11 protein-coding genes are annotated in these 16,104 nt (G+C 65.8%); 4 read left to right on the top strand and 7 right to left on the bottom strand.

Features of this window, described 5'->3' with window-relative positions; genetic code table 11:
- Window positions 1-301: 301 nt before the first annotated feature.
- Entirely contained in the window at window positions 302-1,267 is a 966-nt protein-coding gene (locus KF791_10630) for a ketose-bisphosphate aldolase (GenBank protein ID MBX3733038.1), read from the top strand.
- Window positions 1,268-1,302: 35 nt separating this feature from the next.
- Here the strand turns inward: KF791_10630 and KF791_10625 are convergent, their stop codons facing one another.
- A complete protein-coding gene (locus KF791_10625) occupies window positions 1,303-2,151 on the bottom strand; it encodes an alpha/beta hydrolase (GenBank protein ID MBX3733037.1) in 849 nt (282 codons plus the stop codon).
- A gap of 326 nt (window positions 2,152-2,477) precedes the next feature.
- On the opposite strand from KF791_10625, the gene KF791_10620 reads away from it, so the two are divergent.
- Entirely contained in the window at window positions 2,478-6,959 is a 4,482-nt protein-coding gene (locus tag KF791_10620) for a hypothetical protein (GenBank protein MBX3733036.1), read from the top strand.
- Window positions 6,960-7,446: 487 nt separating this feature from the next.
- Window positions 7,447-8,505 carry a hypothetical protein gene (locus tag KF791_10615; GenBank protein ID MBX3733035.1) on the top strand — a complete coding sequence of 353 codons (1,059 nt, stop codon included), beginning with the start codon at window positions 7,447-7,449 and terminating at the stop codon, window positions 8,503-8,505.
- 170 nt (window positions 8,506-8,675) lie between these two features.
- Here KF791_10615 and KF791_10610 read toward each other — a convergent pair whose 3' ends face one another.
- The 6 genes from KF791_10610 to KF791_10585 form a co-directional block, all read right to left on the bottom strand.
- Complete coding sequence (locus KF791_10610) at window positions 8,676-10,187, bottom strand: mechanosensitive ion channel family protein (protein ID MBX3733034.1); 1,512 nt, start codon at window positions 10,185-10,187, stop codon at window positions 8,676-8,678.
- A gap of 159 nt (window positions 10,188-10,346) precedes the next feature.
- A complete protein-coding gene (locus KF791_10605) occupies window positions 10,347-11,072 on the bottom strand; it encodes a YebC/PmpR family DNA-binding transcriptional regulator (protein ID MBX3733033.1) in 726 nt (241 codons plus the stop codon).
- Between the two features lie 70 nt (window positions 11,073-11,142).
- Window positions 11,143-11,967, bottom strand: coding sequence for a phosphate ABC transporter ATP-binding protein (pstB, locus tag KF791_10600; GenBank protein MBX3733032.1), 825 nt, complete (start codon window positions 11,965-11,967; stop codon window positions 11,143-11,145).
- A 14-nt stretch (window positions 11,968-11,981) separates the two neighbouring features.
- Entirely contained in the window at window positions 11,982-12,890 is a 909-nt protein-coding gene (gene pstA / locus KF791_10595) for a phosphate ABC transporter permease PstA (GenBank protein ID MBX3733031.1), read from the bottom strand.
- Between the two features lie 17 nt (window positions 12,891-12,907).
- Window positions 12,908-13,867 (bottom strand): phosphate ABC transporter permease subunit PstC, encoded by a 960-nt coding sequence (gene pstC, locus KF791_10590; GenBank protein MBX3733030.1) that lies wholly within the window; start codon window positions 13,865-13,867, stop codon window positions 12,908-12,910.
- Window positions 13,868-14,104: 237 nt separating this feature from the next.
- Window positions 14,105-14,938, bottom strand: coding sequence for a PstS family phosphate ABC transporter substrate-binding protein (locus KF791_10585; protein ID MBX3733029.1), 834 nt, complete (start codon window positions 14,936-14,938; stop codon window positions 14,105-14,107).
- A 169-nt stretch (window positions 14,939-15,107) separates the two neighbouring features.
- Here KF791_10585 and nadA point away from each other — a divergent pair, with 169 nt between their 5' ends.
- Window positions 15,108-16,094 (top strand): quinolinate synthase NadA, encoded by a 987-nt coding sequence (gene nadA, locus KF791_10580; protein MBX3733028.1) that lies wholly within the window; start codon window positions 15,108-15,110, stop codon window positions 16,092-16,094.
- Window positions 16,095-16,104: the final 10 nt, after the last annotated feature.

Below are 16,104 nucleotides of genomic sequence, written 5' to 3'. Positions count from 1 at the left end.
AGTGTCTGGGCGTGGACGAGAAGGGGCGGGTCCGGCTCAGCCGCAAGGCGGCGATGGAGGAGCGCGACAGCCGTCCCGAGGTGACCGCCGAACCGGAACGACCCGAGGCCGACGAGGAGGCTCCGGTGGATCAAGACCGCTGACCGCTGACCGCCGCGCTCGGGCACGGCGAATTTCAGAACGGCGGGCCGGAAGGCCCGCCGTTTTCGTTGCCAGAATCCAGTTCCCCCGGATCGGGACGGTCCGTAGAATCCCGCCGCGTTCGGAAGCGGACTTCCGGGCGCACAACAGCGATTTCCTTATGCCACTCACCCATACGAAAGACCTTTTTGCCAAGGCGTTGAAGGGCAAGTACGCGCTGGGCGCGTTCAACGTGAACAACATGGAACTGCTGCAGGCCATCGTCGAGGCCTGCGAGGAGGAGAAGGCGCCCGTGATGCTCCAGATCTCCAAGGGGGCGCGGGACTATGCCCATCCGGTTTATCTCAAGAAGCTCATCGAGGCGGCGGTCAGCCTGAGCACCATCCCGATCGCGGTGCACCTCGACCACGGCGACAGCTTTGAGCTGTGCAAGCAGTGCATTGATGAGGGCTTCACCAGCGTGATGATTGATGCCTCCCACGATCCGTTTGAGAAGAACGTGGAGGTCTGCCGCAAGGTCGTGGACTATGCCCACAAGCATGACTGCGTGGTCGAGGGCGAGCTGGGGATGCTCGTGGGGGCGCAGCACGACGATGGCGAGGAGGGTGGCGGCTACTCCAAGGGAGGCGTGTACACGCATCCCGACGAAGCCGTCGCGTTCGTCAAGCAGTCCGGTGTGGACTCCCTGGCGGTCGCCATCGGCAACAGCCATGGCGCCTACAAGTTCAAGGGCGAGCAGCACCTGGACCTGGAGCGGCTCAAGGCCATCAAGAAGGCCCTGCTGGATGCGGGGCTTGGGGACTACCCGTTGGTGCTGCACGGCGCCTCGTCGGTGCCCAAGGATCTGGCGCAGAAGATCAACAAGTACGGTGGCGACCTGGGGGAGGAAACCGCCGGGGTCCCCGAGGCCGACATTGAGATCGCGCGTCGCACCGGGTGCACCAAGGTCAACATTGACACCGACCTTCGCCTGGCGATGACCGCTGCGATTCGCGAGGTGCTTGCGACCAAGCCCAAGGAATTTGATCCCCGCAAGTATCTGGCACCCGCCCGCAAAGCGGTGAAGGAGCTGGTGCGTCACAAGCTCCGCAACGTGCTCTGCAGCGCCGGTCACGCGTTCGACTGAGCGTCGGGGGCCGGGGTGCCTCCCGGGCGCCCGCGTCACCGGGGCGTGGGTCCCGTCGCCGCCGGCAGCCGTTCGAGCAGGCGCCGCGGGCCCTCGAGAAATCGTCGGGGGTCGGCATCGAGCGCGTCGTTGTGGTCGCCCGCCAGTTCCCAGAGCATCTTGGGTTCGCCGGCGGCTGCGAACAGACGTTCTCCGTGGTGAAACGGGACCAACGTGTCCCCGCGCCCGTGCATCACCAGCACGGGGACGCGGATGCGGGGCAGTTTGCTGAGGTTGTCGTAGCGGATCCGGCCTATCGCCCGGACGGGCAACCACGGGAACAGCTCGGCGCCGAGGTCCGGAATGCTGGTAAAGGTGCTCTGGAGCACCACGGCACCGACCGGTTCGCGCAGGGCAAGTTCGGTGGCCACGCCGCCCCCCAGGGATTCGCCGAAGGCCACGATGCGGGTCGCCTCGAAACCCCGGTCGCGGAGCCATGCCCAGGCCGCCTGGGCGTCCCGATAGGTGCCTTCTTCATTGGGGCGACCCCGGCTCCGGCCGTAACCCCGATAGTCAAATCCGAGAACGGCCACGCCGATCTCCCGAAGCGCCGCGTAGGTCTCGAGGCGGTGGCTGATGTTGCCGCCGTTGCCGTGACAGTGAAGGACCGCCACATCGCCATACGCGGCTCCATCCGCAGCGGGAAGAAACCACGCATGGAGGCGTCGCCCGTCGGTGGTGGTCAGCCACACCTCCTCGTAAGGGATGCCAAGGGACGACGGATCGGCCCACAGCGACGGCGTGGGTTGGTACACGTTGCGATGCTCAAACCAGCGGAGAAGCACGTAGAGCAGGACGGGAAGGACCAGCAGTCGCCCCAACGACCGCAGTCTGTCCGAAGTCATGGGCCAAGTCTGCCAGCGCCGGGCCGCCGCGGCACGGTCCGAGTCGCGCCATGGATTTCGGAATCGAGTCCACATTGCGGCAATCGGTCGGGGAACATCATTTTCGCCTTGGCAACCGGGGTCCGTTTCGACTAACCACCATTTGTCCCCGAAAGGTTGTGCCGGTGCCCGGAATTCTACCTCCGGGGACCGATATCCCCAAGGGGCTGTTGTCGCCGGCGATCCCGGTCCGGCCTCGACGGCCTCCGCATTTGGCGGACGCGGGCGCCTCGGCGCCCATCCCCACCGGGAATCGTCTCCCTGTGCTCCAAAAATCCCTTCCTCTCATGAGATCCACGCATGTCCTCCACCCGGATGCCTGGCTGCCGGCATTATCCGGGTCATTACGCGGCCTGACCATTGCCGGCCTGCTGGTCCTGGGTGCCGCCTCCGCTCGCACGGCAACCTTCACGACGGATTTCTCCTTCGATCCGGGCGGGACCCCCCTTGGGACTGCCGAGGTGGAGGATGGCGTCCTGAAGCTCACCGATCTGGCGGACTTGCCGCCGGCGGACAATCCAAAGCCACTGCCGCAGAACGGCTCCTACAAACTGCCGGATTTCAATGGCGGGGCCCTGATCCAGAGCTTTACGGCCACATTCAAGGCCGCGGTGGGCGGCGGCAGCTCCCTGGGGGCGCAAGGGTTCAGCTTCGTGCTGGCGGACGACCTTTCGGATTTCGAACCGTTTCGCGAGGGCGGGGGCAACAGCCAGGGGCTCGTCATCTCCTTTGACACGATTGATAACCTCCCGGGGTTCAACGCCGAGGGGAATGACCCAGGGGACGCCCCGGGCATCATTGTGAAGATGGGCGGGGTGAAGGTGGCCGTGCGCAACTTCCGCGGCATCCCGACCTACCCGCCGAATTCGACCGCGGTCCGGTTTGCCGCGGTGGAGGTGCGGGTGGATCCCGACGGCTCGCTGACCGTCGTCTATGACGGCGTGACCGTGTATGACCGGGTGGGGATCGGATACACGCCCATCGCGGGTGTGTTTGGGTTCGGGGCGGGCACGGCTGAGTTGACGGCGGCCATCCGCAACAATCACTGGATTGACGATGTGAGCATCACCACGGCGACGGTCGGGGCCGGGGCGTATGTCGCCTCGAAGTCCCCCGCAGCGCAAAACGCACCGCCGGACGCCGTGGTCACGGTGGTGGTCGAAAATCTGACCTCGCCGACGGTCGCGATGACTTTCGACGGTGATGCGGTCCTGCCGACCGTCACCAGCCAGGGGAACACCCGCACCGTGACCTTCGATCCGCCGGGCTTCCTGGCTTCGGGATCCAACCACAAGGTGACCCTAACGTATGACGGCTCGAAGACGTTTTCCTTTGAGTTCAACGTGGCTTCGTATCTGACCGTGCCGGCGTCCGCCAAAGCGCCCGCGGGCAGCGTCAACACCACGACCAGCGGCTTCCGGGCGCGGGTTTACCAGGTCGAGTCCCCGATCGTCTCCAGCGTGGCGGCGGCGGAGCGGCAGCTGGCCGGGGAGTTCGGCCCAAGCATTGCCAGCACCTTCGGCGCAAACGCCGACGGCACCTTCAATCTGGAGACCGTCAATTTTGATGACGACCAGGAGGGCAGCGGTCACTTCATATTCGACGATGCCATTCCCGGTTATCCGGGGCTGACTGCAGACGGCTTTGAGGCGCTGGACAACATCGTCATTGAGAGCATTGCCTACCTCGAACTGCCGGCGGGCGTCGTCCGGTTGGGGGTCGTCAGCGACGATGGCTTCAAGCTCACCATCGGGCGCGACCCGCGCGACGTCACCGCTCCGGTGGTGGCGCTTGTCAACGGGGTGTCCACCACCGAGACCAGCTTCGTGGTTGAGGAGGCCGGCATCTATGGCGTGCGACTGCTCTGGTACGAGGGCGTGGGCAATGCGCATTGCGAACTGTATTCGGTGACGTCCACCGGGGCGCGGATCCTGGTGAACGACCGGTCCACGCCGGGCCACATTCGGGCCTACCGCGACCGTTCCGGCGCGGTGGCGCCCTACATCAGCAGCGCGAAACCGGCTCCCGGCGAAACCGGGGTGAGCCCCAGGCTGAGCCTGGACATCGTGGTGACCGAGGAGACCACGGTCCTGAGTCCCGCCTCGATCCAGCTCATGGTGAGGGACACGGTCCTGGTGCCGACCGTCACCAAGAACGGCCGGGCGACCACGATCAGCTATCAGCATCCGGGGCACGTGCCGGAAGGCTCCTATCCGGTCACCCTGTCGTATGCAGACGGCTCGGGCAACGCCGTGACGAGTGCCTGGTCGTTCTTCACGGTGCCGGGCGCATGTGAGAATGCCGGGGGCCCGGCGACGACCGGCTACTGGAACTTTGGTGACGGCACGCTCAAGGCGTCGGTGGGCAGCGACCTGGCCTACATTGATGGCGCACTTGCGGGTCATTACGACTTCGGAACCAGCGGCGCGGGAGCCTACGCGGACATTCCAGGGATTGATGGACAGCCCGCGAAATTCCTGGTGATCCCGCGCAATGACAATGGCGAGGACTTCCGCCGCACGGGATTGCGGGCAAAGCCGGGCCTGCCTCCGAGCGGCGGGGGCCAGAACGCCAATGTGTGGACAATGGTCATGGACGTGTACTGGGGCGAAGGCCACGGGTTTGGCACGGTGTTCAGGACGCGCGACCTGGACCAGAACAATGATGGTGACCTGTTCTGGAGGGCTTCGGACGGCTCGTACGGCAAGGGTTGCTGCTCAAACTACGACGGCATCAATCCCGCCAACAGCCACCCGCGCAACACCTGGGCGCGCGTCGTGTTCGTGGCGGACATGACCTCCACGCCCAAGCGGTTCGCCAAGTACGTCAATGGCGTCAAGCATCGCGACGACCCCAGTGGCGATGGCGCCAATCTCGACGGCCGGTACTCGCTCCCGCCGGAGATCTACCTGTTCAACGACGGCGACGACAACGAGCAGAGCACCGTCCTGGTGAGTGCCATCCAGTTCCGCGATGGCGCCCTGACCGACGCGGAGGTGGCCGCGCTGGGTGGACCTGCCGCCTCGGGCATTCCGGCGCCGTCCGGTCCCGCGGGCAATGGCGTCGCCGGACAATGGGAATTCAACGGAAGCCTGCAGGCCTCAACGGGCACGGCCGCTGCGTACATTGATGATGCCCTGGCCTCCCACTACGACTTTGGCACGAGCGGCCAGGGGACATATGCGGACATCCCGGCGATCGGCGGCCAACCTGCACAATTCCTCGTGATCCCGCGCAATGACAACGGCGAGGACTTCCGCCGCACCGGCCTTCGGGTCCGCCCGGGGCTGGCGCCGAGCGGCGGCGGCCAAAACGCCAACGTGTGGACGATGGTCATGGATGTGTACTGGGGCGAGGGGCATGGGTTCGGGACCGTGTTCCGGACGCGCGACCTGGATCAGAACAACGACGGCGACCTGTTCTGGCGGGCGTCGGACGGTTCCTATGGCAAGGGCTGCTGCTCGAACTATGACGGCATCAATCCGGCCAACAGCCATCCGCGCAACACCTGGGCGCGCATCGTGTTCGTGGCGGACATGACCTCCACGCCCAAGCGGTTCGCCAAGTACGTCAACGGGGTGAAACATCGTGACGACCCCAGCGGAGATGGCGCGAATCTCGACGGCCGGTACTCCCTGCCGGCGGAGATCTACATGTTCAATGACGGCGACGACAACGAACAGAGCACCGTCCTGATCAACTCCCTGCAGTTCCGTCCGGTGGCGATGACCGACGACGAGGTGCTGGCCCTGGGCGGTCCCTCGGCGTCCGGCATCCCGGGACCGGAATCGGTGGACCCGGGCATCAAGGGTCACTGGACCTTTGACGGCAACCTGGCCGCGACGATCGGACAGCCGGTGGCCTACATTGATGAAGCCCTGGCGTCCCACTACGACTTCGGTGCCAGCGGCCAGGGCACGTATGCCGACGTGCCGCCGATTGGAGGCCAGCCTGCCCGGTTCCTGGTGATTCCGCGCAATGAGGAGGGAGAGGACTTCCGCCGTACCGGGCTCCGGGTCCGGCCGGGATTGCCGGCGAACGGCGGTGGGGTCAATGCCAACCTGTGGACGCTGGTGATGGACGTGTACTGGGGTGAGGGGCATGGGTTCGGAACCGTCTTCCGGACGCGTGACCTGGATCAGAACAACGACGGTGACCTGTTCTGGCGGGCGTCCGATGGTTCCTATGGCAAGGGTTGCTGCTCGAACTATGACGGCATCAACCCGGCCAACAGCCATCCGCGCAACACCTGGGCGCGCGTCGTGTTTGTGGCGGACATGACCTCCACGCCCAAGCGGTTCGCCAAGTACGTCAATGGCGTCAAGCATCGCGACGACCCCAGTGGCGATGGTGCCAATCTCGACGGCCGGTATTCGCTCCCGTCGGAGATCTACATGTTCAATGACGGCGACGACAACGAGCAGAGCACCGTGCTGGTGAGCGCCCTCCAGTTCCGCGAGGGCGCCCTGACCGACGACCAGGTGGCTGCGCTTGGCGGGCCCACGGCCGACGGCCCGCCGCTCGTCGGGGATGGCGGTGATGTTTGCGTGCCCCTTGGGGCGCCACCGGAGTCCGCGGAGTTGCTGGGGAGTGCCACGTTGGGAGGGGCCTACGCTCCTGAATCCGGGGCCACGGTGGACGTTGCCGGCAAGACGATCACCGTTGCCGCCCCGGAGGGCACCCGGTACTACCGGGTCAGCGGCTCTTCGGTGACCCGGATCCGGTCGGTCACCATCAACGGCACCTCACTGGTTCTCGCCTACGAATAAGGTCCAGCGACCGGACAGAACCGCCAATGTCACACCGGGGGCTGCCGATCGGCAGCCCCCTTTTTGCGGGTGCGGCTGGCAGGGCGACCCGATCTTGGGGGTTGATGTCCCCTGCACGCCCGACAAGGGGAAGTGCCAACCGGGCGCCTGGGTCATTTGACGTGAGACAGAGGCTGAAGGAAGTCTCGGGCAAAACGCCACCGTGTTGGACAACAACCGCATCCGAGGCACCGCGACGGAGATGGGGCGGCGAATCGCGCTGAGGTACGGGACCTGTCCGGAAGGTCGTGGTGTCCATGGAACGTGGGACCCTGATGGGCGCGGCCCGTGGGGAAACGCGGGCTTCTCGCCCACGAATGCGGCAACCTGCCGCCGACTCGATCGGATGGCGGATTCGCTGCGTCTACGGTGACAATGTTCGGGGAGTCTGCCACCGTACGCTGATGGGTGTCCTTGGATGAGCACATCGGGTTCAGGAGCTGCCAGCATGGCCATTGCACTTGCGATGGCCGCGGCTGGCGGACCGTCCGCCGCGACGGTTGAGGACTCTTTTGGCTTCGAGCTCGGGCCCGGCGAGACCGCCTTTGCACTCCAGATCCCTCCGCTCGCCGGGCGCGTGGAACGTGTCGAAATGACGCTCGACGCCACGCTGCTCGGCACCATCCAGTTTTCCGGCACCTCGAGCTCCCAGTCTGTTGAGTTTGAGTCTGGGGATGTCCGCGTTGACGTCCTGCCCCGGGCACCGATGGCGGTGGCGCTTCCACCGCTTGTGCTTCGGGCCCACGGGAGTGTGGAAGTGGATGCCGGAGCCCATGTGTCCCTCCAGGTGACCTCCGGCCGGATTCAATCAGTGACGACCCAAAATGCCGGAGACCTCGACGCGCTATCCGGACCGGACCCGGTGGCGTTTGACGTGGACCTGAGCAGCGGGATCGAGGCGGGGGTGCAAACCCGTCCACCCGGAATACGGGCACTGGCCTGCGGATATCATGTGAAGGGCCGCCTCAAAATTACCCGCTGGGTTGTGGAGGATCCCTTGGGCCGCGATGACCCAATGGGGCCGGTGATCGGTCCCCACGTGGTCATTCCGGTGGAGCGCCTGCTGGCCAACGACTCCGGAACCGGCGGCGGCCCGGCAGCGATCGCTTCCGTGGCCGCGCAGAGTGCGGTCGGGTTTCCGGTGGAACTTGTCGGACGATACGTTCACTACCGCCCGGGTCCGACGTTCCAAGGGGCTGACTCGTTCACTTACGCGATCCACGGCGCCTCTCCGGGAACGACCGACCCCACCGTCAGCCTGACCATCCTGCGACGGCTCCCGCCCCCTCCGCTGCTGCCGGGCATCCGGCGCCATCCGGCTGGATTGCAGATGGACTGGCTCCATGAACCCGGAGCCCTCGTCCACCTTGAGCGGACTGCCGATTTGCTGCGCGGGCCCTGGGATTGGTCCGGAACGGCGATGGCGGATTCCGGGGGGAACCTGGTGTTTCTCGATGCGGACACGGGCAGCTCCGGGAGCCTGTTTTACCGTTGGCGCCGGGACTGATATCGCCCCCCCATGAAGGAGGCGATCCACGGTGGACGCTGAAACCGCGCTGGCGCGGTGAATGCCGGGTCGGAGTCACCTTCGGCCGGGTCCTCGCGCTGCGCTACGCTGGCTTCGAAAGGTGATCGGGGCCGGTTGCGCCACTCTCGCCGCGGGGCCCGCTTGGCGGGTCAGGACCCGGATCTGCCGGGAGTCTCGCCCGCAAACAGTGACCGCATGCGGGCAATGAAGGTCTGGGCGCGGGATGGCGACGGCGGAATGGCGTCAGCTGCATCCAACGCCCCGGTGCGTTGTTGATTCGCCTGTTCGCGGCCGGCAATGGTCTGTTCCAGGAGTTTGAGCAGGGCCGGTTCGCTGCTCGTCAGCAACTGGAGGGCCTCCCTGTGGATTTCGAGGAGGATGCATTCGGTGATGGCGGCAACCGAGGCACTTCGCGGTTCACCGGTGAGCAGGGATCGTTCCCCGAATACGTCGCCCGGTTGGAGGACGGCCAGTTCGACGGGGTTCGGGGACGAACCCCTTGAACCCAGCACTCTCAGGGTTCCTTCGGCCACCAGGAACATGGAATCACCAGGATCGCCGGCGCGCACGAGGACATGGGCCGGTCGGACACAGCGCAGGCGCACCTCAGCGGCCAGTCGGTGGAGGCTGGCCTCGGGAAAGTTGTGAAACAGTTCGACGCGGCGGAGGAATGCCAGGCGGTCCTCCACTTGGTGAAGTCCGCCCGCAATGCGTGGTAACCGCCCGAGGAAGACGTTGTTTCTGGGGTGGGCAAATGTGAGCCCCGCCTTGGAGAGGTGTTCGATCACGCACTTCCAAACGACGTGCGTGACGGTGTCCGGGGAAATTTCCCCGGGATCAAACCAGAAACGGACCATGTACTCGATCCCCTCGCCCGAGGCGTCGGTGATGAGGGCCTCCGGTGACGGGTGGCGGCGCGGTCCGTCCGGAAGCGTCGTGGCGGCGTTGACGGCGGAAATCAAGATGCGCAGGGCCCGGTTTGCCGGAACCTCGGAATCCAGCCGGAGGCGGATCTGAAACCGGCTCGCCGGATGGGGGATGGCATGATTGGTCACGGCGCTGGTGGCGAGGCGGCTGTTGGGGAGCAGGACGATGAAGCCGTCCCGCGTCCGCAGTCGCAGCGTTCTCCAGTTGATTTGCTCGATCCATCCGCGGATCGGCTCGCCTTCGTCCCCGGCGACGGAAATCCAGTCTCCAATCGAGTAGGCGCCCTCCAGATTCGCACCAAGCCCCGAAAAGAAATCGAGAATGATGGGGCGGAGGGCGATGCCGAGTACGAGGCCGAAGACCCCCGAGGCCGCCCAGAAGCCCGCCATGGATTGCTCGAAGACCGTCACCAAAATGCCCGCCATGGCCGCCGCCAGGAAGACAATGGCGAGCACGTCCTTGAGGATTTTCGGGAGGGGCTTGCCGGCGGCGCGGGTCGCGAGCCCGTCGAGGAACACCAGGCAGACCCAGCGCTGCGCCATCAGGGCTCCGACCAGCCAGAGTGCGATGCAATAAGCCCGGGCCCGCCATACCACCGCAGGGCTGTCGTCGGGCCCGGCGGACAGGTTCCACAGGGACGGCTGCACAACTCCCGTCGAGAGCAGCGCAATGAAGACGAGGGTGGGGATGGCAACGGTCCGCAGCATCCGGACGGTGGTCGGTACCGGGGGCATTTCCAGAAATGAAGGCCGTGGTTTGCCGGGACCCGCAAGCGGCGGATTGCCCGCAGTCCGGTCGCGGACGCGGGTGTCGCCGGTGTCCACGCCGCCCGGCGGTCCAGGATTCCCGAACGGGCGTCCCGTGCCGGTGGTGCGGACGATCGGAGGCGCGGACTATTTCAGGCCGGCAAACACCTGATGGACGTCGTCGTGGTCATCGAGCGCGTGGAGGAACTCCACCACGGCCTCCCGTTCCTTCGGTGGCAGGTCCACGGGATTCCTGGCCACAAACCGCATCTCGCTGGCGAGGATGGTCCAGCCGTTCTCCTTGAGCCATTTGCTCACCTGGGTGAGCTGCCTGAGGTTCGTGAAGAAGCGGGTCCCCCGCACCCCTTCTGGAATCTCCGCAGTCTCCAGCGACTCGAGATTTTCAGCGCCGGCCTCGATGGCGTCGGCCTCCGGGTCCCGGCCCAGGTCTGCGTGGGTGGCCTCGACCACCCCGAGATGATCAAAAAAGAAGCCCATGGATCCCGGTTGGCCAAGCTGTCCGCCCTTGCTGAAGAGATGCCGGATGTCCGGAGCCGTTCGATTCCGGTTGTCGGTCAGGCATTCCACGATCACCGGGACCTTGTGGGGTGCAAAGCCCTCATACAGCACCGTTTCGTATTCCACCTTCTCGTCGAGCAATCCCGCGCCCTTTTTGATGGCGCGCTCGATGGTGTCCCGGGTGACGCTGGCTTTGCGGGCCTTGTCCACCGCGACATGGAGGCGCGCGTTGAGGTCGGGGTCGGCGCCACCGATCTTGGCGGCGATCATGATCTCGCGGACCATCTTGCCAACGACCTGACCCTTCTTGTGAGCGGCGGCCTCGCGGCCCGCCTGTTTCCATTGTGCACCCATGGGTTCCGGGAGGTTGCACCAGGCGGGGGCGGGAGCGAAAGGGGAAGGTGCGGGCGGGTGCCACCCCGGCTCATCCGAACCGGCCCGTGACGTAATCCTCCGTCTCCTTGCGCTCCGGACAGGTGAAAATCCGGGTGGCGGTGCCGTATTCGATCAGCCGGCCAAAGTAGAAGAAGGCGGCGTGATCCGAGATCCGTGTCGCCTGTTGCATGTTGTGGGTCACAATCACGATGGTGTAGTCGCGCTTCAACTCCAGGATGAGCTCCTCGATCCGGGTGGTCGCGACCGGATCCAGTGCCGACGCCGGCTCATCCATCAGGAGGATGCGAGGCTGGATGGCGATGGCGCGTGCGATGCACAGTCGCTGTTGCTGGCCACCGGACAGGCGAAGCGCGCTTTCGCTGAGACGGTCCTTGACCTCATCCCAAAGCGCCGCCGCCCGCAGGGAGCGCTCCACGGCCTCGTCCACCGCCTGCCGGTCGCGAATCCCATGGATCCCGAGCGCGTACGCAATGTTCCCATGAATGCTCTTTGGAAAGGGATTGGAGCGCTGGAAGACCATGCCGACGCGCTTGCGGAGCCCGATGACATCCACATCCGGACCGAGAATGTCCTGTCCCGCCACCTCGCACCGACCGGAGGTCCGGACATTTTCGATCAAATCATTCATCCGGTTGAAGCAGCGCAGGAGCGAGGATTTGCCGCATCCGGAGGGGCCGATAAACGCGGTGACCTGCCGCTCGGGGATGCAGATCGAGATGCGGTCGAGGGCCTTCGTGGCCCCGTAATGCAGGGAGAGGTCCCGCGTTTCGATGGCGGCCGGACCCGGGAGTCCCGGGTCGGGGGATCCCGCTGCGGAAGCGGCGGAGGGGACTGGAGCAAGGGGACGGGGCATGGGCGGGGACGGGATCACAGGACCTGTCGGAGGTGGCGGCGCAACCGGGCCCGGACGACGATGGCGAGGACGTTCAGTGAGAACGTCAGCGCCAGCAACACCAGCACCGTGGCGAAGAGGATGGGGCGGGTTTTCTCAATGTTGGGAGACTGGGTGGCCAGCACGTAGCTGTGGTATCCGAGGTCCATGAACTGGTCGGTGAGCCGTGTGGGCAGCCGCGCGGTGTAGTAGGCGGCGCCGGTGAATAGGATTGGAGCGACCTCGCCCGCGGCCCGGCTGATCGCGAGGATGCCCCCGGTCAGGATACCGGGCAGGGCATTGGGCACGACGACCGAGATCACCGTCTCGAGACGGGTCGCCCCGAGGGCCAGGCTCGCCTCCCTGAGCCCCGAGGGAATCGTGCGCAGCGCCTCCTCGGTGGCAACAATGACGACCGGCAGCGTCATGACCGCCAGAGTCAGCGAGGCCCAGAACAGGGAAGGCTGGCCCCACACCGGTCCGGTGCTCCCGGTCAGGCCGTCGAGACCCCGGCCCAGAAAGTTGATGAAGAAGCCGAGGCCGAAGAGTCCGAACACGATGGAAGGCACGCCGGCAAGATTGTTGATGGCAACCCGGACCGCACGGGTCCACGGCGAGGCCGCGCGGGCGTACTCGGAAAGGTAGACTGCGGTGATCACGCCGACGGGCATCACGAAGACCGTCATCACCAGGACCCGCACGGTGGTGCCCACAATCATGGGCAGCACCGCGGCCGATTCCATGTCGAAGAAGTCCCGCCGCGGCATCGAGGCGACGAAGCGCCACGACAGGGCGGGCAGGCCCTGCAGCACGACCGTGCCCAGAATGATCGCGAGGACCACCAGCAACAGGGCGGTGGCGAATCCGGTCGCCGCGGGACCGAGGCGTCCGACAGCGACCGCCATGCGCGGTGCCGCGTGGCTCATCCGCCACCCTCCAGGCGGGTCCTGAGGCGCTGGATGAACAGCGCTCCGGCAAGATTCGTGAGGAACGTGACGGCGAACAGCAGCGTTCCCAGGAGGAAGAGGACCTGATAGTGGGGGCCCCCCGAAACGGCCTCCGCCATTTCCGCGGCGATGGTTGCCGTCAGGGAGCGGGTGGAGTCGAAGAGGCTCCAGGACAACTGGCTGGCATTGCCGCTCACCATCAGCACCACCATGGTTTCGCCGATGCAGCGTCCAAACCCCAGCACCACCGCCGCGAGCACGCCGGGTGCCGCCGCCGGCAGCACAATCTGCCAGGCGGTATCCCACCGCGATGCGCCCAGAGCGAGCGCGGCCTGGGCGTAGCTCCCGGGCACGGCCGTGAGCGCATCCTCGGCGATGGAGAAGATCAGCGGCACCGCAGTCAACCCCAGCGCGATTCCCGCCACAAAGGCGTTCATCCGGTAGGGATACCCCAACAGGCGTTGCAGCACCGACGCCAGGACCATCAACGCGAACACCCCCATCACCACCGACGGGATGCCGGAGAGCAGCTCGATCCCGGGCTTGACCCACTCGCGCAGCCGTGGTGGTGCGAGCTGGCTGACGAACAGCGCCGCCGCGAGGGATACCGGGACCGCGAAGAGGAGTCCGATCAGCGTGACCTTGAGACTTCCGGCCATGAGGGGCACCAGATTGAACTTGGAGACGGTGCCGACCGGCTGCCAGATGAAGGCCGGGCGGTCGTAGCCGGTCCATGCATGCGGAAGCAGCAGATGCCGCCACCCCACCGTATTGATGCGGGCATCGGGATCGTCACGGAACGGTGCCGGGATCTCCTCGAGGGCCTCTTCGCGCGTGACCATGATGGCCCGCACAACGGCCGGATCCATCGCCTCCCACCGGGCCCGTGACAGCCCCAGGTAACGCCGCAGCGTCTCGGGCGGCGTGCGGTCCATCTCCGATACCGGGATGACCTCCTGGATCAATGCGCTGTTCGTCCTGCCGAGGAGGAGCGGCAGGGTCTCGCGCGCGACGAACAGGAAGATCAGGAAGACGACGCCGATGGTGGACAGCGCGACCGCGGCGATGAGGCGTTCCGCGATCCATTCCCCATACCGGACGCGCGGCCTGCCTCTTGGGGCCGCCTGCGGAGGGTTCGGGTCGGTGCAGGGAGGCATGACGGGGGGAAACGGTCAGCGGGTCCGGTGGTCCGCGGGCAATGGATAATAGCCGAGGCTTCGAACGATGGATTGCCCCTCGTCACCCCGGATCCATTTCAAGTACGCGGCGACCTCCCCGTGGTCGAGATCCGGGTTCACGTAGCAGTACAGAAATCTCGAAATCGGGTAGGCCCCCGAGGCCACCGTGCTTTCGGAGGGCTCCACCGCCTCGGAAGCGGCGTCGCGGGCCACGCGGAGGTGGCGGGCGCCCAGGCCAAAGGACGCGCCGCCGTATCCGATGCCGAGCGGGTCCTGGGCCACCGCTTCGAGCACCTGGGCGGTGCCCTGGAGGGTTTGGACCGCGGACCCGAAATCCCGTCCCTGAAGCACCCGTTCCTTGAAGAATTCGTAAGTGCCGGAGCTGTTTTCCCGGCTGTAAATGGTGATGGGTGCGTCGGTCCCTCCGAGCGTGCTCCAGTTGGTGATGGTCCCGACGAAGATTCCGGCGAGTTCCGGGAGCGTGATCGCCTTGATCGGATTTTGATGATTCACATAGACGTGGAGCCCATCCATGGCGACGCGGTATTCGGCGGGCAGCTTGTGGAACGCCTTGAGGCAATTCTCCTTCTCCCGGGCCCGGATCCGCCGCGAAGCGTTGCAGATGTCGGTGGACCGGTTCTGGAGGGCGGCCAGTCCGGTTCCGGTGCCGCCACCGTTGACCTGGATGGTCACACCAGGCCGCCCCTTCATGAAGGTTTCCGCCCACTTCTGGGTCAGGACGACCATGGTATCGGACCCCTTGATCGTGATGCTTCCCGCCCGGGCGCATTCGGTCGGACCCCATCCCGAAAGGACCACGAGCAGCATCCACTGCAGTTGAGTTCTGATGGTCAACACGGCCCCACCAGACTCCGACATTTCGGTGACGGAATCCAGACCGGTCCGTGACACACGCGTGACACCGGGGGTGGGTGGCCGGCGATTCCGGGCGAATTTCCCCCTTTCGGCGTGGCATCCCGACGCCTTACGATGGGCCATGTTCAACGCACCCGAGGTGCAGGCGGCGGGGATTCGTTCGCAGAGCCCGCCCGCAGGCCTGGATGCCCTGTCACGGGATATCCTTGAACTCAAGCGTCGCCACAATGCCGTGATCCTGGCCCACAACTACCAGGTGCCGGAGATTCAGGACGTTGCGGACTACGTGGGTGATTCCCTGGGGCTGGCCCAGCATGCCGCCAGGACTCCGGCGGATGTCATCGCCTTCTGCGGTGTGCATTTCATGGCGGAGACGGCGAAGATTCTGAACCCGGGAAAGGTCGTGGTGCTGCCCGACCGGGATGCGGGTTGTTCCCTGGAGGAGAGCTGTCCGGCGGACCGCCTGGCGGAATTGCAGGCGACCAATCCCAACTTCTACACGATCGCCTACATCAATTGCTCGGCGGCGGTGAAGGCGTTGAGCGACTGCATCTGCACCAGCGGCAATGCCGCCAAGGTTGTGAGGCACGCGCCGGCGGACCGGGATCTGTTGTTTGTACCCGACGAGAACCTGGGCGGCTGGGTGATGGAACAGACCGGACGCCCGATGACCCTCTGGAAGGGCAACTGCTACGTGCACGTCGAGTGGACCCACGCCGCCATCGCTCGGATCCGCCGGGAGCATCCCGGGGCACCCATTGTCGCCCATCCGGAATGCACCCGCGCCGTGCGGATGCTGGCCGACGAGGTCTGTTCCACCGAGAAGATGGTGACGTACTGCCGGGCGTCGCCCGCCACGCACTTCATCATTGCCACGGAAGCCGGGATGCTGCACCGCCTCCGGCGGGAGTGTCCGGGCAAGACGTTTATTCCCGCGCCCACCGAGCGTTGCGCGTGCAACGAATGCCGGTTCATGAAGCTGAATACGCTGGAGAAGCTCCACGACTGCCTGGCCCGGCTGGAGCCCCGGGTGGAGCTTCCCGACGACGTGGCGCTTCGCGCGCGCCGGTCTGTGGAGCGCATGCTGGAAATCTCGGCGCTGCCCTGAGCTCAACCAC

The sequence above is a fragment of the Verrucomicrobiia bacterium genome, from assembly GCA_019634635.1.
Taxonomy (GTDB): domain Bacteria; phylum Verrucomicrobiota; class Verrucomicrobiia; order Limisphaerales; family UBA9464; genus UBA9464.
The sequence above is the reverse complement of the archived record's forward strand: the minus strand, read 5'-3'. Positions and strand labels throughout refer to the sequence as shown.